This is a genomic window from Brevundimonas sp. KH_060, from assembly GCF_057838275.1.
In genome coordinates this window covers 3,044,344-3,063,263 of sequence record NZ_CM174463.1, presented here as the reverse complement: position 1 = coordinate 3,063,263, position 18,920 = coordinate 3,044,344, and the positions used below count along the sequence as shown (strand labels likewise).

Below are 18,920 nucleotides of genomic sequence, written 5' to 3'. Positions count from 1 at the left end.
TTGAGGAGGGAAGAGCCCATGTCCGTTTTCAGCCTGCTGGCCGCCGTCCTGTTGCAGACCACCGCGCCTGCGACGTCTGCGCCCGACCTGTCATGGCTGGCGGGCTATTGGCTGGACTGTTCCGACGGGCGCGAGGCCTCCGAGACCTGGAGCGACCCGCGTGCGGGGCTGATCGTCGGCCACTCGGTGACTGTGCGCAATGGCCGCAGCGGTTTTGAGAGCGCCCGTATCGGTCCCCTGAAGGACGGTGGCCTGGCCTATTTCGCCCAGCCCGACGGAGCGCCCGCGACGCCCTTCCGGCTGATCGACAGCGGCCCGCAGCGGGCGGTTTTCGCCAACCCCGACAACGACTTTCCGCACCGCATCATCTATGAACGCGCGGGGGATAGACTGACCGCCCGGATCGAAGGGGCGGACGATGACGAGAACCGGAGCGTGCAATGGCGATTCAACAGGGCGGAGCTGAACGCCCGCTGTCCACTCTGAGCTGGCGGCCGATGACGGCGGACGACCTCGACGGCGTGGTCGCGGTGGCCCAGCTGTCCTTCCCCGATCATCCGGAAGAGCGCGCCTGCTTCGCCAACCGCCTGGAGTTGCACCCCGAGGGCTGCTTCGTCCTGGCCGCCGAAGACGGGCCGGTCATGGGCTATCTGGTCGCCTATCCTTGGAAGCTGAATGCGGCCCCGGCGCTGAACGTGCTGATCGACGCCATCCCGGCCGAGGCCGAGGTGGTCTATCTGCATGACCTGGCCCTGCACCCGGACACGCGCGGCGGCGGCCACACCCGGCCGGTGGTCGAGCGCCTGGCCGAGCAGGCCAAGGCGGCGGGCTGGCCGGCGGTCGCCCTGGTGGCGGTCAATGACGCATCCAGCTTCTGGGCGCGCAACGGCTTCGAGATCCAGAACCCGCCAGGCATGGCCGAGAAGCTGGCCAGCTACGGCGACGACGCCCGCTATATGGTCAGGCCGCTGTAAGCGTCTTCAGCACGAAGGTCAGACGTTCGGCGACGGGCGCCTTCGGCAGTTCGATCAACTCATAGCCGAAGCGCGGATAGGTCTCGACCATGGCGTCGAAGGTGCGGCGGGCCTCGTCCAGATCTTGTTTGCGTTCGGCGTCCTGCCCGAAGATCTCGGGCCAGACGGGGGCGATGAAGGCGCGCCGGTCGTAGCGGATGTCCTGCGCCGCCCGCTCCATATGGGCCGGGACCGGCAGGCCGCACAGGGTCAGATAACCGACCACGTCCGGAACGCCGCGATCGAAGAAGACGGGCCCGGCGGCGCCCTCGGCGCCGGTGTGAGCCTCAAGCTCGCGATCGAGCATCAGTTCGGCGAACAGGGCGCGGTCCTTCCACGGCAGGGCCTCGCCGTCGATGGCCTGCTGGCGGCGGATGATCGCCCGCCCGGCCTCGGGCGAGGTCGCATGACCCGCCGCCGACAGCGCTTCCAGCAGGGAGGTCTTGCCCGAGCCGGGACCGCCGGTCAGGACGATGCGGCGCGGGCCGCTCATGCGTCGCGGGTCGCCATCATCATGTAGTTGATGCCCACGTCGTCGCCCTCGCTCCAGCGGTCGTTCAGCGGATCATAGGCCAGCCCATAGGGGCCGGTGACGGTCAGGGGCTCGCCGTCCAGCATGGCGCGCAGTTCATCGGGCTTGAGGAACTGGCGCCAGTCGTGGGTGCCCGCCGGCACCCAGCGCAGCACATACTCCGCCGCGACCTTGCCCAGCAGCAGCCCCTTCAGCGTGCGGTTCAGGGTGGCGACGATCATGATGCCGCCCGGCTTGATGAGCTTTGAGCAGGCGCGGATGAAGGCTTCCGGGTCGGCGACGTGTTCGATGACCTCCATCGTCAGCACGACGTCGAAGGGGCCGGCGCCCGCCTCGACCATCTGCTCCACCGTGGCGGCGCGATAGGCGATGTCCAGACCGACCTGTTCGGCGTGGGCGCGGGCGGTGCCGATGTTCTCGGACGAGGCGTCGATGGCGGTGACCTCAAAGCCCATGCGCCGCATCGGCTCGGCGATCAGGCCGCCGCCGCAGCCGATGTCGATCAGGCTGAGGCCGCTGAACGGAGCCCGTCCTCGGACGTCGCGCTCGAAATGCTCGGCCGCCCGGTCGCGCACGAATTTCAGCCGCGCCGGGTTGAAGCGGTGAAGCGGGGCGAAGGGGCCCTTGGGGTCCCACCACTCGGCCGCCTGAGCCGAAAAGCGCGCCACATCGGCCGGATCGATGCTCGGCCCCTCGGCACGATCGGTTGCAAAGGGTGAAAAACCCTCTTCGCTTTGGGGTTTGCGCGGATCAAGGCTGTCGTTAGAAGCGGGCATGGGGTGAGGCATGGACCGCCTTCGCCCGCCATGCAAGCAGGGGATCAGACGCCAGGATGACGCGGGCCGACACGAACCGGTTGGTGATGAAGTTCGGCGGCACCTCCATGGCCGACCTGGAACGCATCCGTCGCGCGGCGCGCATCGTCGCCGCCGAAGCCGGCAGGGGCAAGAAGGTGGCCGTGGTCGTCTCGGCCATGGCGGGCAAGACCAATGAGCTGGTCGCCTGGACCGACGGCGTCGGCGCGGCGGCGCCCGGCCTGTACGGCGACGGCGTCCTGTCGGATGACGAATACGACGTGGTGGTCGCCTCGGGCGAGCAGGTGACGTCGGGCCTGTTGGCCCTGACCCTGCGCAACATGGGGTTCAAGGCGCGTAGCTGGATGGGGTGGCAGATCCCGATCCTGACCGATGACGCCCACGGCCGCGCCCGCATCGAAGAGGTGCCCGGCGACGCGCTGGGGGCCGCGCTCGACGCGGGCGAGATCGCCATCGTGCCGGGCTTCCAGGGCGTGACCCGCGACGGGCGCATCACCACCCTGGGTCGGGGCGGCTCGGACACCTCGGCCGTGGCGGTGGCGGCGGCCCTGGGCGCGCCGTGCGACATCTATACCGACGTGGACGGCGTCTATACGACCGACCCGCGCATCCAGAGCCGCGCCCGGCGCCTGGAGAAGGTCTCTTACGAAGAAATGCTGGAGATGGCGTCGCTGGGCGCCAAGGTGCTTCAGACCCGCTCGGTCGAGCTGGCCATGCACAAGCGCGTGCCGGTGCGCGTCCTGTCCAGCTTCATCGAACCGGATGAAAACGGAAACCTGCCGCAACACGCCGGCACCCTGATTTGCGACGAGGATGAGATCGTGGAAAAGCGCATCGTTTCCGGCGTGACCATGAGCCGGGACGAAGCCCGGATCACGCTGCTTGGCCTGTCGGACCGGACGGATGCGCCAGCCGACGTCTTCACTCGCCTGGCCGAGGCCGAGGTCAACGTCGACATGATCGTGCAGAGCCAGGCCCGCACCGAAGGCGCGGTCAACCTGACCTTCACGACCGGCCGCCGCGACGCGCGCCGCGCCGCCGAGCTGATGACGGCCGCCAAGGCGGACATCGGCTTTGAGGAGCTGCGCGTCGACGACGACGTGGCCAAGGTCTCGGTGATCGGCGTGGGCATGAGAAGCCACGCCGGCGTGGCCCAGACCATGTTCCGCGCCCTTGCCGACAAGGGCGTGAAGTTCCAGGCCATCTCGACCTCCGAGATCAAGATCAGCGTGCTGATCGATTCGGATTACGCTGAGTTGGCGGTTCGGGCGTTGCACGCGGCCTACGGTCTGGACGCGGAAGACTAGGATAACGGAATCGCCGCCCTATCTGGAAGCTGAAACCAGAGGGCGGCAAGGCGGGAGCAGGCATGGTCAAGGGCGTGGCAGTGACGGCGAGGGGGCCCCGCCTTCTGCTGCGCCAGATTCGCGAGGCTCTGGCCGGGGCCGGCGGCGGCGCGCCTGCGCAGGACCGGCTGAACATGGTGGTGCGGATCATCGCCCGCTCCATGGTGGCCGAGGTCTGCTCCATCTATCTGCGGCGCGCCTCAGGCGAGCTTGAGCTGTTCGCCACCGAGGGCCTGAACCCCGAGGCCGTCCACAACACCCGCCTGCGCCCCGGCGAGGGCCTGGTCGGCGAGGTGGCCCGCACGGCCGCGCCGATCAGCCTGTCGGACGCGCAGTCGCATCCCAGCTTCTCCTATCGGCCCGAAACCGGCGAAGATCCCTATCACGCCTTCCTCGGCGCGCCCCTGCTGCGCGGCGGCCGGGCCATCGGCGTCCTGGTCGTCCAGAACCGCGCCGCCCGTCGCTATGACGAGGAAGAGGTCGAGGACATCCAGACCATCGCCATGGTCCTGGCCGAGACGGTGGCCTCGGGCGAACTGCTGGCGCTGGAGGAGCTGCGCGACGTCGAGGTGGCGCCCCACCGGCCCGAGCGGCTGAAGGGGCAGAAGTTCGCCGAAGGTCTGTCGTTCGGACAGGCGGTGCTGCACGAGGCGCCGATCGCGCCGGAACAGCTGCTGTCCGACGATCCCGCCGCCGAAGAGGTGCGGCTCAAGGAGGCGCTGGAGCGTCTGCGCACCAGCATCGACGCCCTGTTGGAGGGCAGCCAGGGCAAGCTGGGCGGCACCCCCTATGAGGTGCTCGAGACCTATCGGATGTTCGCTGACGACCGGGGCTGGAACCGGTCGCTAGAAGAGGCGGTGCGCTCGGGCCTGACGGCCGAGGCCGCCGTCGACCGCGTCCGCAACGAACATCGCGCCCGCTTCGCCAACGCCCGCGACCCCTATATCCGCGAGCGGCTGCACGACTTCGAGGATCTGGCCAACCGCCTGCTGCGGCTGATGGCGGGCGATCATCCGGGCCAGCGCGACCTGCCTGACGACGCCATCCTGGTGGCCAAGAACCTGGGGCCGGCGGACCTGCTGGAATATCCGCGCCACAAGCTGCGCGGCCTGCTGCTGGAAGAAGGCTCGGCCGCCGCCCACGCGGCCATCGTCGCCCGCGCGCTTCAGATTCCTTGCGTCGGCCGCCTTCAGGGTCTGCGCGATCGTCTGACCGAGGGCGACCAGGTCATCGTCGACGGCGAGACGGGCGAGGCCTATCTGCGGCCCCGCCCCGACATGCTGGCGGCGGTCGAGAGCCGTATGGCCGTGCGCGAACAGCGCCGCGCCGAGTTCGATCAGTTGCGCGACACCCCCGCCGTCACCAGGGACGGCAAGCGCATCATGTTGCTGGCCAACGCCGGACTGGCGGTGGACCTGGAGAATCTGGACGCCACCGGGGCCGAGGGCATCGGCCTGTTCCGCACTGAATTCCAGTTCATGGTCTCCGACGAGCTGCCGCGTCTGGACGCCCAAGCGGCGCTCTACAAGCTGGTGCTGGATGCCGCGGGCGACCGGCCCGTCACCTTCCGCACGCTGGACATCGGCGGCGACAAGGTGCTGCCCTATCTCGACAATGAGCGCGAAGAAAACCCGGCGCTCGGCCGCCGCGCGATCCGCCTGGGCCTGGATCGCCCGGCTCTGCTGCGGATGCAGTTGCGCGCCCTGCTCAGCGCCGCCGCCGGGCGCGAGCTGCGCGTCATGTTCCCCATGATCGCCACGGTGGACGAGTTCCGCGCCGCGCGTGAACTGGTCGATGTCGAATGCGACTGGGCGCGGCGCCGGGGGCGGCCGCTGCCGTCCTTGTTGCGGGTCGGGGCCATGATCGAATGCCCCAGCTTGCTGTGGCACCTGGACGCCCTTCTGCCGCTGACCGACTTCGTTTCGATCGGCACCAACGACCTGCTGCAGTACATGTTCGCCGCCGACCGGACGAACCCGCGCGTGGCGGACCGCTATGATCCCCTGTCGCCGCCCTTCCTGCGCGCCCTGGCCGATATCCAGCAGAAGTGCGCCGACAGCGCCACGCCGGTCTCGGTCTGCGGCGAGCTGGCCGGCCGCCCGCTGGAGGCCTTCGCCCTGATCACCCTGGGCTACAACCGTCTGTCGGTTCCGGCGGGCGGGGTGGGGCCGGTCAAGCGCATGATCCTGTCGGCCGATCTGAACGCGGCGCGGCGGGGGATGAACGTTCTGCTCGGCTCTTCGGCCGGGTCGGTGCGCGGCGAGATCGAGTCCCTGGCGCGCAAGCTCAACGTCGAAGTCTGAACAAGCGGGGCCGCTTTCCCGCGTTGCCCGCGCTTGCGGCCTCGTCTAAGCGGGGAGGACGGGCGCATCGGCGCCCCTGCGTGACGGAACCCCGACCCTATGGACCAGGATCGGCAAGCCGCGTTCGACTTCGACGCCGACGCGACGCTGGATCAGACCCCGGAGGCGACGCCTGAAGCGACGCCTGAGGAGCCCTCGGACGATTCCCTGGGCGCCTCTCTGCGCGCCGCGCGTCTGGCGTCGGGCCTGTCCCTGGCCGAGCTGTCGACCAAGACGCGGGTGCATCCGCGTTTCCTGACCGCGCTGGAGCAGGGCGAATACGCCGTCCTGCCGTCGCGTATCTTCTCCATGGGCTATGTGCGCGCCTACGCTGGGGCGCTGGGTCTGGACGAGTTGAACGCGGTTGAGCGGTTCAAGCAGGAATATCCCGATGCGGCGGTGCCGCTGCAGCCGCCGACGGGCGCCGCCCTGCAGCAGATGCGCCAGAACTCGCCCAAGATCCTGGGCGTCATCGGCGTCTTCCTGGCGGTGGTGATCGGCTGGAACGTTTTCCAGCGCATCAACCGCATCGAGGCGCCGCACCCTTCGGACCTGGTCGCCGTGCCCAAGGACTGGGCCGAGCAGGCCGATCATCAACGGGACCGCGCCCTCTATCTCGGCGCGCCCAAGGCGGCCCCGCCGGACCAGACGACGCCGGCCATGTACATCACGCCGGGGCTTGAGGCTCAGTTGACCGGGATCGACCCGGACGACCCCAACGCCGTCCCGCCGCCCGCGCCGCCGGTGCAAGCCGCCTTCAACCCGCGGGGGGCCATCTACGGCGCCTCTGCCACGGCCTCTCAGGTCATTCTACAGGCGCGCAAACCCGCCATCCTGGTCATCCGCCAGGGCGACGGGCGCATCCTGTTCGCGCGCCAACTGGCGGCGGGCGAAGCCTGGCGCGCGCCTCCGGGCCTGTCGGCCACAATCGACACGCCCGATCCGGCCGCCTTCGACGTCTATCTGAACGGCGAGCACGGCGGCGTCCTGCCCGCGCCTCAGTCGCCGCTCGGGTCGCTGAACAATCGCGCCCAGGCGGCCGCGCGTGAGTCCGAGGCCCGCGCCGCCGCCGCCGTCGAGGCCCGCGCCCGCGCGGCCCAGGCGGCCGCCGCGGCGGCGGCTGCTGCGACGCCAGCGGTCACGGCCCCCGCCGCCGCTCAAGCGCCGTCCGCCGCCCCGCCCGCGGCCGGCTGATCTTTTTGGCGAGCGGAGGCGCGATCTTTCGCCGCCTGTCGTGGTTTTGCCGCTCTTCCTGTCCTATGTTCCCGGCGTCATGAGAGACCATTCCGAACTCGGCCATATCCGTCCCTGGCGCCACATCGAGCGCCGCAAGAGCCGCCAGATCATGGTCGGCTCCGTCCCTGTCGGCGGCGACGCCCCGATCAGCGTCCAGTCGATGACCAATACGCCGACGACCGACGCGGCGGCGACGCTGGATCAGATCCGTCAGCTGGAAGAGGCCGGGGCCGACATCGTCCGTGTCTCCTGCCCGGATGGGGAGTCGACGGCGGCCTTCCGGACCATCGCACGCGAGGCTCGCGTACCGCTCGTGGCCGACATCCACTTCCACTACAAACGCGGCATTGAGGCGGCCCAGGCGGGCGCGGCCTGTCTGCGCATCAACCCCGGCAACATCGGCTCGATCGACCGGGTCAAGGAAGTCGTCCAAGCGGCTCGCGACCACGGCTGCTCTATGCGCATCGGCGTCAACGCCGGGTCGCTGGAGAAGGATTTGCTGGAGAAGTACGGCGAGCCCTGCCCCGATGCGATGGTGGAAAGCGCCCTGAACCACGCCCGCATTCTTCAGGATCTGGACTTCCACGAGTTCAAGATTTCAGTGAAGGCGTCCGACCCCTTCCTGACGGTGGCGGCCTATCAGCAACTGGCCGACGCCATCGACTGCCCGCTGCATCTGGGCGTGACCGAGGCGGGCCCCTTGCGCACGGGCACCATCAAATCGGCCATCGGCATGGGCAACATGCTGTGGTCGGGCATCGGCGACACCATCCGCGTGTCCCTGGCCGCCGATCCGGTCGAAGAGATCAAGGTCGGTTTCGACATCCTGAAATCGCTGGGCCTGCGTCACCGGGGGGTGAACATCATCGCCTGTCCGTCGTGCGCCCGTCAGGGCTTCAACGTCATCGAGACGGTGGGAATTCTGGAAGAACGCCTGGCGCACGTCTCGACGGCCATGTCGCTGTCGATCATCGGCTGCGTGGTCAACGGGCCGGGCGAGGCCCTCTATACCGACATCGGCTTCACCGGCGGCGGCAAGGGGGCGGGCATGGTCTATCTGAACGGCAAGATCGCTCACAAACAGGCCAACGACGGCATGATCGACGAGATTGTCGCCCAGGTCGAAGCCAAGGCCGCCGAACTGGACGCCGCCCGCAAGGCGGCCGAATAGTCGGGCGAAACGAGGGGGAGAGACGATGCTGAAACACGCAATCCTGGCGATGGCGCTGTTGGCGGGGACGGCCTGCGCGCCGGCGCCTGAGGTTGAGCCGTCGTCTCAGGCCGTCGGCATGGCCAACCCCGCTTCGGTCAACTGTCAGCGCGAGGGCGGCAAGTCCGAAATCCGCCGCGACGCCCAGGGCGGCGAGTACGGCGTCTGCGTCTTTGAAGACGGCCGTCAGTGCGAGGAATGGGCCCTGTTCCGCGACAAGCGCTGCGTGGCGCCCCAAGCGGCGGAGTGAAGACGGCTACAATGAAACTCTACATCACCACCCCCTCGCCCTTCGCGCGCAAGGTTCGCATCGTCGCCCGTGAAAAGGGCCTGGCCGACCGGATCGAGGAGATCGTCGTCGATCCCTATGGCGATGCGCCGGAACTGTTGTCGACCAATCCCGTAGTGCAGGTTCCGACCCTGATCGCCGAGGACGGCCTGCCGCTGACCGACAGCCCCGTCATCGCCGAATACCTGGATGTGCTGGGCGCCGGGCCGCGTCTGCTGCCGGCCGAGGGGGCGGAGCGCCTGCGGGTCAAGCGGCTGGAGACCCTGGCCAACGCCGCGCTGGAGATGGGCGTCAAGCTGGTGCTGGAGAAGCGTCGGCCCGAGCATGAACGCTCGCCGTCGTGGATCGCGCGCTGGACCGTCAACATGGGCCGCGCTCTCGATGCGCTGGAGGCCGCCGCGCCGGACGCAGAGGCCCTGGACATGGGCGTGCTGACGGCGGGGATCGCCGTCACCTGGATCGGCTTCCGCCACCCGGACTACGACTGGAAGACGGGCCGCCCGAACCTGGTCGCCCTGCAGGCGGCGCTGGAGCAGCGCCCCAGCTTCATCGACACCTTCCCGCGCTAACCGATCAGCTTCAGCAACTGGGCGCCCTGGAAGGCGGCCAGGATCAGCAGCAGGAAACCGACCGCATAGGTCAGGACCTTGCGCGGGACTTTCTTGACGATCAGCCCGGCGAAGGGGGCGGCGATCAGGCCGCCCACCACCAGCCCGCCGACGGCCGCCGCATGGTTCTTCAGCGCGCCGGCCTCCTCCCAGTGGCCGCTGACCAGGGCCCAGACGAAGGTCGCCGAGACGGCCACGGTCAGGAAGAACTCGGCCGTGTTCACCGTGCCGATGGCCTTGCGCGGCTCATGCCCGGCGCCGACCATGGTCGAAGAGACGGTCGGCCCCCAGCCGCCGCCGCCCACGGCGTCCAGAAAACCGCCGACCAGCCCCAGCGGCGCCGTGACCCAGGCGGGCAGGTGGCGTGGACGGATGTCATGGCCGGCGCGCCACAGGATCCACACCCCGACCAGCGCCAGATAGCCGACGACGAAGGGCTTGATGGTCGAGGCCTCCAATCCCGTCAGCACATAGGCGCCCAGCACCCCGCCGACCACGCCGGCGACGGCCAGGGGCAGCAGCAGCCGCCATTCGACGTTCTTGTGCCAAACGTGGCTTCCGGCTGAAGCGGCGGTGGTGAAGACCTCGGCGGCGTGGACGCTGGCCGAGGCCGTGGCCGGGGGCACGCCCAGCGCCAGCAGCACCGAGGAAGAGATGACGCCGTAGGCCATGCCCAGGGCGCCGTCGACCGCCTGAGCCAGGACACCGACCAGCAGGAACAGGAAGAAGGTGTCCATTCAGCGCCTCAGGCGGGTGGGGTTCAGGGCCATCAGACGCAGGTCGCGACCCGCCTGGCAATGGCTGTCGTATCGGGCGTCAGGCGAACTCCAGCCGGGCGATGGCGTCCAGCACGTCGCGGCCGGTGTAGGGTTTGATCACCATGGCGGCCGCCAGTTCGGCGTTGTGCGCCGCCGCGGTCACGTCGCCGGACAGGAAGATGACCGGCATGCCCCAGCGCGATTTCAGCTTGCGCGCCAGGTCCACGCCCGTCGCCTCGCCGGACAGATTGATATCCAGCAGGGCCAGGTCGATGGAATGCAGGGCTGTCGCCGCCTCGGCCGCCTCGGCGCTGTGGAAGGGGCCGACCACACGGTGTCCAGCGGCGTCCAGCGCCTCGGTCAGATGGGCGGCGGCGTCGGCGTCGTCCTCGACTAGCAGCACGGTCTTCGGCTCGATCTCGACCGGGATCGAGACGGCTTCCGGCGGCGCCTGCCGCACCAGGACGGCCCGGACGTAGGGCCACAGTTCGGCGGCCGGGCGCTGGGCGTCCAGGTCGAAGATCTTGGCCAGAGCTTTTAGCTCGCGTTCGGCCTCGGTCGACACGACGCCGCCCGTCTGCAACAGGCCGTCGTAGAGGGCGCACAGTCGCGCCGCATCAGTGTTCGCCGCGCCCGGCGGGGCGGCGTTCTGAGGCTTGATGACGGTCATGCCCCTGTCTCCTGTTTTGTTTCAGCCTTACAGGAGCTAGGGGTTTTGCAGTTGCGAAGAAACTGGGCTGACGGGCTTGTGACGGCTGTTCACAATTGCTCCATGAGCGCGTGTAGAGGCGTTTTTATCGACAGGGCGGCGCGTCGCGGGTAAGGCTCCGCGCTCGATTTTCTCAGCAAGGACACGCCGTTGCGACTGCCTCAGGCCCGGCTCGATCAGGTGCTCGACCGCTTCCATCAGGTGGAGGCGCGCATGGGCGCGGCCACCGACGGCGTCGAGATCGTGCGCCTGTCGAAGGAGCACGCCGAGCTCAAGCCGGTGGCCGACGCGGTGCAGGCTCTGGCCCGCGCCCGCGCCGAGGCGGACGACCTCAAGGCCATGGCCGCCGACCCGGAAATGGCCGCCCTGGCCGTCGATGAGCTGGACGCCCTGACCGAGCGCCTGCCGGGTCTGGAGCGCGAGGTCGCCCTGCTGCTGGCCCCGCGCGACGCCGATGAAAACGCCTCGGCCGTGCTGGAAGTGCGCGCGGGCACCGGCGGCGACGAGGCGGCCCTGTTCGCGGGCGATCTGTTCCGCATGTATTCGCGCTACGCCTCCACGCGCGGCTGGCGGGTCGAGATCGACAGCGCCGCCGAGGGCGACGCCGGCGGCTTCAAGGAGATCATCGCCACCGTCAGCGGCGAGGGCGTCTTCGGCCGCCTGAAGTTCGAGAGCGGCGTCCACCGCGTCCAGCGCGTGCCGACGACCGAGGCGGGCGGGCGCATCCACACCTCGGCGGCCACGGTCGCCGTTCTGCCCGAGGTCGAGGACGTCGAGATCGAGATTCTCGACAAGGACATCCGCATCGACACCTACCGCTCGTCCGGCGCGGGCGGCCAGCACGTCAACAAGACCGACTCGGCGGTGCGCATCACCCACCTGCCGACCGGCATCGTCGCCACTTCGTCCGAGAAGTCGCAGCACGTGAACCGCGACAAGGCGATGAAGAATCTGCGCGTGCGTCTCTATGACATGCAGCGCCAGGCCAAGGACGCCGCCCGTTCGGATGCGCGCAAGTCCCAGGTCGGCTCGGGCGATCGCTCCGAGCGCATCCGCACCTACAACTTCCCGCAAGGACGGGTGACGGATCACCGCATCGGCCTGACCCTGCACAGCCTGCCGCAGATTCTCGAGGGCGACCTCGACCCCATGCTCAACGCCCTGATCGCCGAGGACCAGGCCGCCCGCCTGGCCGATCTGGAAGCCGAACTGGGCTGATCGGGTTCAGCGGCGTCCGCACCTGACGCCGCCCGGCTTTAATCTGGCTCCGACTCCCGCTAGGAACGGAGCATGAACATGCTGGACATCATCCTGTTGGCCTTTGTGGCGATCGCCGCGGGCGGCTTTTTGTGGGCCTATATGGGCTGGCAGAAGACACGCGGCGCGCTGGACGTCGCCGATGCACGACTGGCGCTGATGGAGGAGAGCCGGGACTCCATGGCGGAGTTCCTCAAGGCCCAGGCCGCCCAGTCGGCCGAGGCCGTGGCGTCCAAGCTGGTCGCCCGCGCCACCGAGACCTTCCAGGCCCAGGACCGCGTCGCGCGCGAGCGGATGGAGGCCCAGCTCAAGCCCGTGTCCGACACCCTGGCCAAGTTCCAGGAACACGTCACGGCGCTGGAGAAGGCGCGCGCCGACGAGACCGGCGGTCTGAAGGAACAGCTCGGCCTGCTGATGGCCGCCTCGACCGCTACCCGCGACGAGGCGCGGCGCCTGACCGAGGCGCTGAAGGGCAACACCGGCCGCCGCGGCCGCTGGGGCGAGCAGACCTGCCGCAACGTGCTGGAGGCGGCGGGCATGGCCGGTCGCTTCGACTTCGAGGAGCAGAACTCCTCGGCGACCGACGAGGGCCGTCAGCAGCGCCCGGACTTCATCGTCAAACTGCCCGGCGGCGGCATGTTCGTCATCGACGCCAAGGTGTCCCTGGCCTTCGCCGACGAGGCCGACGGCGACGAAGAGGCCCAGGCCCGCGCCATGTCCCTGCGCACCGCCGCGAGCATGAAGACTCATGTGCGCCAGCTGTCGTCCAAGGCCTACCAGGACCAGTTCAAGCCCAGCCCCGACTTCGTCGCCATGTTCGTGCCGGGCGACGCCTTCCTGGCCGCTGCGCTGGATCACGAGCCGGACCTGATGACCACGGCCATGGCCTCGCGCGTGGTCATCGTCACGCCGACCACCCTGTTCGCCCTATGCAAGGCCGTCGCCTACGGCTGGCGCGCCGAGGAGCAGGCCAAGAACGCCGAGGACGTCGCCAGGCTGGGCAAGGAGCTCTACAAGCGCCTGTCGGTCATGGGCGGCCACGCCGCCTCGGTCGGCAAGGCGCTGGACGCGGCGGTCGGCCGCTACAATCAGTTCGTCGGCTCGCTGGAAAGCCAGGTCATGGTATCGGCCCGCCGCTTCGAGGATCTGAAGGTCGACCATGAGGGCAAGGAGCTGCCCGAACTGAACGCCGTCGAGCAGTCCCCTCGCGCCCTCAGCCGCCCGGAGCTGCTAAACGCCCCGGAGTGACGACTGGATGTGACAAACATGCTTGACGCCCTGCGGTCGGGCTGTAAAACTTGCTTGTCAAATCAGTTCACGTGCGGCGGGGCCCATGAAATCGACGAAACCTCTCGGCTTGAAAGGCGTCGCCGCGCTGTTCGGGTTGGTCTTGCTGATCGGCGTTGTCGGCGGTCTGGCCAGCGGTTTCCTGGCCGATCGTCCCGGTTCGGGGGCGTTCTGGACGACGTTGGCCTTCACCGTCGTGATGATGGTCGCCGTCCTGGGCGTGTCCTTCTGGTGGTGGAGCCGTCTCGACGAGGCGGCGCGCGAAGCGCACAAATGGGCCTGGTACTGGGGCGGCAGCACCGGAATGCTGATTGGCCTTGTTCTCATGATGGTGTTGACCACGCGCCCGGCGGACATCGCTGTTCCCGCCAGCCTGGGCGAGACGCCCGCCGATCTGATCGGGGCAGGCATGCTGGCCATTCTTCTGTTCCAACTCACCGGCTACGGCCTGGCTTGGGCCTGGTGGTGGTTGGGCCGTCGTTGAGGAGGATGTCGTGAGCGATAGCGCTTTCCTGGGCGACAGGCCCCTGGCCCGAACCGGTGTGTTGTTTCTGCTGAAGATGGCGGCGGGCGTCGTCTGGCTCGCCGGCGCCGCCTGGGGCGGCGCCTATCTGTCCAAGGGCGGCGACGCGCTGCCTTTGAAGGCGCTGGCCGCCGCCGCCGTTGTTCTGCCTGTCTTCGTCTGGATCGCCGTGCTTCGCCGACAGGCGGCGATCGATGAGCTGGAAGAGCGTTTGGCCCTGATGGCGCAGGCTCAGGGCGGCTGGTGGGCCCTGGCCTACGGCTCGACCCTGTTCGTCATCTCGAGCCTGATGGGCGATGGAGCCAGCCCTGTCATGCTGGCGACGCTGCCTGCAGGCGGTTTCCTGTTCGGCGAGGCGATGGCCCAGGTGGCGCGTTTCAACCTGTCGCGTCCCGGCAAGGAGGGGCGCGCATGAAGAACCGTCTCAAGGTGCTGCGCGCCGAACGCGACTGGAGCCAGGCGCACCTGGCTGACGAACTGGGCGTGTCGCGTCAGACGGTGAACGCGCTCGAGACCGGCCGCTACGACCCTTCCCTGCCGCTGGCGTTCAAGATCGCCCGGCTGTTCCAGATGCCGATCGAGTCCATCTTCATCGATGAAGAAGGCTGACGGCTGTTTTCTCCCCTTGCGACCCTTAGGAGCCTGACCATGATCCGCCGACTCTGGAGCCGCGCCGCCGCCTCCGTCTCCGCCGCCGCCCTGGCGGCCGTCCTGCTGGCGCCGACCACGCCTGCGCTGGCCCAGGCCGCGCCCGTGGCCGCCGATCCCGCCGCTGTGACCGTCGCCCCGGTCGGGTCCGGGCCGCGCCTGTGGGTGGTGAAGGATGCGGATTCGACCCTCTATCTGTTCGGCACCGTCCATGTGCTGAAACCCGAGACGCCGTGGGGCAGCGCCAAGCTGGACCGCGCCTTCGCCAGCGCCGACGAATACTGGTTCGAGATCGCCGACCTGAACGACGTGGCCGGCGCGGTGCCGATCATCCAGTCCAAGGGGGTCTCGCCTGACCGTCCCCTGTCCAGCCTGCTGACCGCCGAGGAACAGGCCGACCTCGACGCCGCCGCGCGCTCGATCGGCGCGACGGCCGCCCAACTGGACCCGCTGCGTCCGTGGTTTGCGGCCCTGCAACTGGCCATGGCCAGCATCACCAAGGCCGGCTACCTGCCGCAGAACGGCGGGGACCAGGTGTTGCACGCCCGCGCCGCCGCGACCGGCAAGCCGATCAAGGGCTTTGAAACCATGCCCCAGCAGATCGGCTTCATCGCCGACATGTCGGAAGAGGCGCAACTGGCCATGCTGCGCTCGGGTCTGAAGGAGTTCGATCAGGCGCCGGAGTTCCTGGGCCGCATGGTGGGCGCCTGGTCGACCGGCGACGTGGACGGCCTGGACGCCCTGATCGGCCAGGAGATGAAGGCGGAATCGCCCGAAATGTTCGAGGTCATGCTGACGCGCCGCAACACCGACTGGACCAATCAGATCGTGACCCTGCTGGAAGGCTCGGGCACGGCCTTCATCTCGGTCGGCGCGGGGCACCTGGCGGGGGCCGACAGCGTCCAGGCCATGCTGGCCAAGCGCGGCGTGATGGTCGAGGAAGTCCGCGACTGATCCGCCGCGACCGGCGTCAAAAAAACCAAAGGCCCGGTTCGCCGGGCCTTTTCTTTTGCCCCGCGCCCTATATCTTCGCCGCTCGCTTCGGCGACGCGGGTATAGTTCAGAGGTAGAACGTCAGCTTCCCAAGCTGAATGTCGCGAGTTCGATTCTCGCTACCCGCTCCAACACTCCCCGAAAAGACAGAGCCTTTCTGAAGCTGGCGGTTGGCTTTGCGCCGGCCTCCGAGAGACTACATCCATGAAAAGGCCGCCTGGTTGATCGCCGGGCGGCCTTTCCTGTTCGTGGCGACGCTTGAGACTCAGCGCGCCGTCGTCGCCGGGCCGTAGAACAGGGCGTTGAACAGCAGGCGGCTGGAGGCGCGAGCCTGGGCGCGGTTCACCACGTCGGGACCCAGGACGATGACGCGGCCCTGGCCGTGTTCAAGGTCCAGCACGGCGTCGGCGCCTGACAGCTTGTCCGAGCCGATGGCCCAGCCGCTGGAGACCGAGACCTGCTGCGGATAGCGCACCAGGGAGGCCCCTTCGCCCGCATGGCGGAAGCCCGCGTTGCGGTTGAAGAAGACGTCCATCTGGCGCGACGCGCCGAAGGTCAGGGGGCGGCTGTTGTCGACCTCGGTCTTCATCACCGCGCCGGGGATGAAGAAGTCGGTCGAGGCCAGAGGCTTGCCGTCCGCGCCGGTCAGCACGTCCTGCACCGGCGCGCCCATGGCGGCGGCCAGGCGGTGGGCTGAGCCGATGGTGACGACGCTGCCGCCCGCCCGCGCAAAGGCGTCCAGTTGCGGCACGGTCTTCTCGGCGGTGATGTGGCCCAGCCAGCTGCGGTATTCGGCGGGGATGCTGTCCGGCGCCGGTTGCGGGCGCTGGGCGGCGGCGGACAAATCGGCCGGGATCATGTCCGAGGCGAACAGCAGGATGTCGAAGTCCTTGTTCAGGTCGCCCGCGTCGAGGCGCTGGGGATGGACCACCTCGAACGGATATTCGAACTGTTCGAGCATCCATTTGGTCCAGCCTGAGGCCATCGAGCCGCCGTAGCGGTCGACCAGGCCGATGCGGACCGGCTTCAGCGTGATCCGTTCGCCGCCGGGGGCGCGGGCGACGGCGTGGGCGTTCAGGCCCAGGTCGCGCACGGCCGCCTCGACGATCGGACGGGCCTTGTCGTCGGCGGGAATCCACAGGGCGCCGGGCGCCAGGGTCGTGCGGCCCGCGCGGGTCTCGCCTTCCTGCCAGTAGACCGGTACGCCCGCCGCCAGCAGACGGTTGGTCAGGATGTAGCCGTTGATCGGCGCATGATCGATCAGCCAGCCGGCGCGGCCGGCGCCCTCGATCTTGCCGGGCGGCGGGGCCATGACGTCGGCGACGCGCTCGGTCGGCGCCTCGAAACCGTCGAGGATGCGGTCGAACGTCACGCCCATCTGCAGCGCTAGGGTGTAGCCGGTGGCGTCATAGGGCAGGGCGGGCGGGCCGCCCGGATACTGCAGGTCGTGCGGGTGATCCTGCGGCTCGAACATGTCGAGCACGTGCGGGCGATAGGCCTGGGCCGTCTTCACTACATAGGAGCCGGCCGGATAGGTCTTGCCGCCCACGGTGAAGGCGCGTGTGGCGCGCTCGACGTCGACGCCGGTCTTGATCAGGCTGTTCAGGAAGGCGACGGCGGTGGGCAGGTCGGCCTGATCCGCCGGGATGACATAGCCGCGCGGGTCGCGCCGGGCCGGGTCGCGCATGACCTGTTCATACAGGGCGGGGTCGATTCCGCGCCGGGCGTCGACTTGCGTTCCGGCCGCCGCGTTTAGGGCGTCCACCGCCGAGGGAGTGAGGCGCCAGGTGTCGGTCTCGCCCTTGTCGATGGCGTTCTGGCCCATGCGCCAGATGTTGAACAGCGTCCGGTCCTTGTTGCGCGAGGCGTAGTTCAGCACCGCGCGGTTGATCGACTGCGAATAGTCGATCGACTGGGCGAAACGCCAGGTCTGGGGCGCGACCGGCATGGGCAGGTCGTTGCGCGGCAGCTGGTTCTGCGGGATCAGGCTGATCCGGCTGGGCGTCGGGTGGCCGGTGATCTCGGTCAGCAGGCCGACGGCGTTGTGGAAATAGGTGACGGAGCGCTCCATCCCGTTGTTCCAGGTCGAATAGTTCGCCCCGCTGCGCATGGTCGAGCCGGGCTTGCCTTCTTCGATCAGGCGGCTGTGCATGGCGGCGCCGACCTCGGACAGGGTGCTCATGACCAGCGGGTCGTAGTTGTAGTTGAAGGGGTCGCGGAACGGCGGCATGAAGACCACGGTCCCCGCCGGCGCTGTCTGGTGGTGGTTGTAGATGATCTGCGGGAACCACTCGCGGAAGAACTGCCGGTTGACGTTGGTCGTCTCGGTCATGGCCGACAGGTAGTAGTCGCGGTTGTTATCGTGGCCGACGTACTTCTGATACAGCACAGGGATGCTGTCGTACTCGCGCTTCAGCGGATCCTCGTTGCGCATGTACCAGGTGGAGACCAGCTCCCACCCGTCCGGGTTCAGCGGCGCGAACAGGATGACCACGTCGTCCAGGATGCGCTTGGCCTCGGCGTCCTCGGCCGTCAGCCATTCATAGAGGGCGGCGATCAGGGCCTGGGGCGGTACCGTCTCGGTCGAGTGCAGGCCGCCGTCGATCCAGACCACGGCCTTGCCTTCGGCGGCCAGGGCGCGGGCTTCTTCCTCGCTGACGCCCTCGGCCTTGGCCAGGCGACGCGCGATCTCCTGATAGCGGTCGATGTTCGCCAGATTCTGCGGCGAGGAGACGACGGAGAGGTATTGCGTCCGCCCCTCTGATGATCGGCCGATCTCCAGCAGCTTCATCCGGTCCGACTGTCCGGCCAGGGTGTGCAGATAGCGCTCGAACTGGGTGTAGGTGATCAGGCGATAGTCGGCGCCGACCTCATGGCCGAACGCTTCCATCGGCGTGGTCAGGGTGCGGGCGGGCGCTGCGGTCGCCGCCGGCACGGTGGAGATGGAGGCCGCCGCCTCCAGCGCCAGGGCGCTGGTCGAGGAGAGGGCCAGGACTGCCAGCCCGGCGGCCAAGCGGCGCGCGGAACCAAGGGTGGGACGGGACATGCGGACTCCTGATGCGTTCACTCGATCAGCCTTCTGCGAGGCTTGGGCGCAGCTTGGCGTCTTCGAGGCGCGGACGCAATTTGCGTCGCGCCGGTCATCGGCGCATCGGGCGAGTATTTTCCTGCGCCGCCTCGGACAATTCGGGTGAGATCGCCCCTTTCCGGAATTTGCTTCAGGCGTGGACGAATTTTCAGACTTCAGGCCGGAAAATATTCGTTTCTAGGCCGAAATTCGACGGCCAATCCATGCTTCGCGCGCCTGGACCTCGAGGAGTTCGTTGGAGGTCAGAGGATTTTCGTTTATTCGCT

Annotated in this window: 19 protein-coding genes and 1 tRNA gene; 15 read left to right on the top strand and 5 right to left on the bottom strand. The window is 68.6% G+C overall.

The window, feature by feature from the left end; genetic code table 11:
* Nucleotides 1–18: 18 nt before the first annotated feature.
* Nucleotides 19–486, top strand: coding sequence for a DUF6265 family protein (locus AC3IPP_RS15135; protein WP_489149555.1), 468 nt, complete (start codon nt 19–21; stop codon nt 484–486).
* Entirely contained in the window at nt 441–974 is a 534-nt protein-coding gene (locus AC3IPP_RS15130; RefSeq protein ID WP_087139121.1) for a GNAT family N-acetyltransferase, read from the top strand. The genes AC3IPP_RS15135 and AC3IPP_RS15130 overlap by 46 nt, the downstream gene beginning before the upstream one ends.
* Here the strand turns inward: AC3IPP_RS15130 and AC3IPP_RS15125 are convergent.
* Both AC3IPP_RS15125 and ubiG read right to left on the bottom strand, forming a co-directional pair.
* Nucleotides 961–1,506, bottom strand: coding sequence for an AAA family ATPase (locus tag AC3IPP_RS15125; RefSeq protein WP_489149554.1), 546 nt, complete (start codon nt 1,504–1,506; stop codon nt 961–963). The two genes, AC3IPP_RS15130 and AC3IPP_RS15125, sit on opposite strands and share 14 nt — an antisense overlap.
* On the bottom strand, nt 1,503–2,321 hold the full coding sequence (gene ubiG / locus AC3IPP_RS15120) for a bifunctional 2-polyprenyl-6-hydroxyphenol methylase/3-demethylubiquinol 3-O-methyltransferase UbiG (RefSeq protein WP_489149553.1): 819 nt from the start codon (nt 2,319–2,321) through the stop codon (nt 1,503–1,505). The genes AC3IPP_RS15125 and ubiG overlap by 4 nt, the downstream gene beginning before the upstream one ends.
* A 56-nt stretch (nt 2,322–2,377) precedes the next feature.
* Between ubiG and AC3IPP_RS15115 the strand changes: the two genes are divergently transcribed.
* From AC3IPP_RS15115 to AC3IPP_RS15090, 6 genes are all read left to right on the top strand, one after another.
* On the top strand, nt 2,378–3,667 hold the full coding sequence (locus AC3IPP_RS15115; protein WP_087139119.1) for an aspartate kinase: 1,290 nt from the start codon (nt 2,378–2,380) through the stop codon (nt 3,665–3,667).
* A gap of 62 nt (nt 3,668–3,729) precedes the next feature.
* A complete protein-coding gene (ptsP, locus tag AC3IPP_RS15110) occupies nt 3,730–6,009 on the top strand; it encodes a phosphoenolpyruvate--protein phosphotransferase (RefSeq protein WP_087139118.1) in 2,280 nt (759 codons plus the stop codon).
* 99 nt (nt 6,010–6,108) lie between these two features.
* Nucleotides 6,109–7,242, top strand: a complete 1,134-nt coding sequence (locus tag AC3IPP_RS15105; protein WP_489149552.1) for a helix-turn-helix domain-containing protein — start codon at nt 6,109–6,111, stop codon at nt 7,240–7,242.
* A gap of 79 nt (nt 7,243–7,321) precedes the next feature.
* Nucleotides 7,322–8,455, top strand: a complete 1,134-nt coding sequence (gene ispG / locus AC3IPP_RS15100) for a flavodoxin-dependent (E)-4-hydroxy-3-methylbut-2-enyl-diphosphate synthase (RefSeq protein WP_489149551.1) — start codon at nt 7,322–7,324, stop codon at nt 8,453–8,455.
* A 25-nt stretch (nt 8,456–8,480) separates the two neighbouring features.
* Complete coding sequence (locus tag AC3IPP_RS15095; protein ID WP_489149550.1) at nt 8,481–8,744, top strand: putative hemolysin; 264 nt, start codon at nt 8,481–8,483, stop codon at nt 8,742–8,744.
* Nucleotides 8,745–8,755: 11 nt separating this feature from the next.
* A complete protein-coding gene (locus AC3IPP_RS15090) occupies nt 8,756–9,352 on the top strand; it encodes a glutathione S-transferase N-terminal domain-containing protein (protein WP_489149549.1) in 597 nt (198 codons plus the stop codon).
* Here the strand turns inward: AC3IPP_RS15090 and AC3IPP_RS15085 are convergent.
* On the bottom strand, nt 9,349–10,128 hold the full coding sequence (locus tag AC3IPP_RS15085; protein WP_087139114.1) for a sulfite exporter TauE/SafE family protein: 780 nt from the start codon (nt 10,126–10,128) through the stop codon (nt 9,349–9,351). The two genes, AC3IPP_RS15090 and AC3IPP_RS15085, sit on opposite strands and share 4 nt — an antisense overlap.
* A 79-nt stretch (nt 10,129–10,207) precedes the next feature.
* Entirely contained in the window at nt 10,208–10,819 is a 612-nt protein-coding gene (locus AC3IPP_RS15080) for a response regulator (RefSeq protein WP_489177421.1), read from the bottom strand.
* A 189-nt stretch (nt 10,820–11,008) separates the two neighbouring features.
* Here AC3IPP_RS15080 and prfA point away from each other — a divergent pair, with 189 nt between their 5' ends.
* The 7 genes from prfA to AC3IPP_RS15045 all read left to right on the top strand — a co-directional run bounded on the left by prfA (nt 11,009) and on the right by AC3IPP_RS15045 (nt 15,697).
* Nucleotides 11,009–12,076, top strand: coding sequence for a peptide chain release factor 1 (gene prfA / locus AC3IPP_RS15075; RefSeq protein ID WP_489149547.1), 1,068 nt, complete (start codon nt 11,009–11,011; stop codon nt 12,074–12,076).
* A gap of 72 nt (nt 12,077–12,148) precedes the next feature.
* A complete protein-coding gene (locus tag AC3IPP_RS15070; RefSeq protein ID WP_489149546.1) occupies nt 12,149–13,363 on the top strand; it encodes a DNA recombination protein RmuC in 1,215 nt (404 codons plus the stop codon).
* A gap of 85 nt (nt 13,364–13,448) precedes the next feature.
* Nucleotides 13,449–13,886: a hypothetical protein gene (locus AC3IPP_RS15065; protein ID WP_256968056.1), complete on the top strand. Its 438-nt coding sequence runs from the start codon at nt 13,449–13,451 to the stop codon at nt 13,884–13,886.
* 10 nt (nt 13,887–13,896) lie between these two features.
* Entirely contained in the window at nt 13,897–14,340 is a 444-nt protein-coding gene (locus tag AC3IPP_RS15060) for a hypothetical protein (RefSeq protein WP_087139110.1), read from the top strand.
* Complete coding sequence (locus AC3IPP_RS15055) at nt 14,337–14,534, top strand: helix-turn-helix transcriptional regulator (RefSeq protein WP_003164157.1); 198 nt, start codon at nt 14,337–14,339, stop codon at nt 14,532–14,534. Before AC3IPP_RS15060 ends, AC3IPP_RS15055 begins: the two co-directional genes overlap by 4 nt.
* A 39-nt stretch (nt 14,535–14,573) precedes the next feature.
* Nucleotides 14,574–15,527, top strand: a complete 954-nt coding sequence (locus AC3IPP_RS15050) for a TraB/GumN family protein (protein ID WP_489149545.1) — start codon at nt 14,574–14,576, stop codon at nt 15,525–15,527.
* Between the two features lie 95 nt (nt 15,528–15,622).
* A tRNA-Gly gene (locus tag AC3IPP_RS15045) sits at nt 15,623–15,697 on the top strand.
* Nucleotides 15,698–15,831: 134 nt separating this feature from the next.
* Here the strand turns inward: AC3IPP_RS15045 and AC3IPP_RS15040 are convergent.
* Entirely contained in the window at nt 15,832–18,612 is a 2,781-nt protein-coding gene (locus AC3IPP_RS15040) for a M14 family metallopeptidase (protein WP_489149544.1), read from the bottom strand.
* Nucleotides 18,613–18,920: the final 308 nt, after the last annotated feature.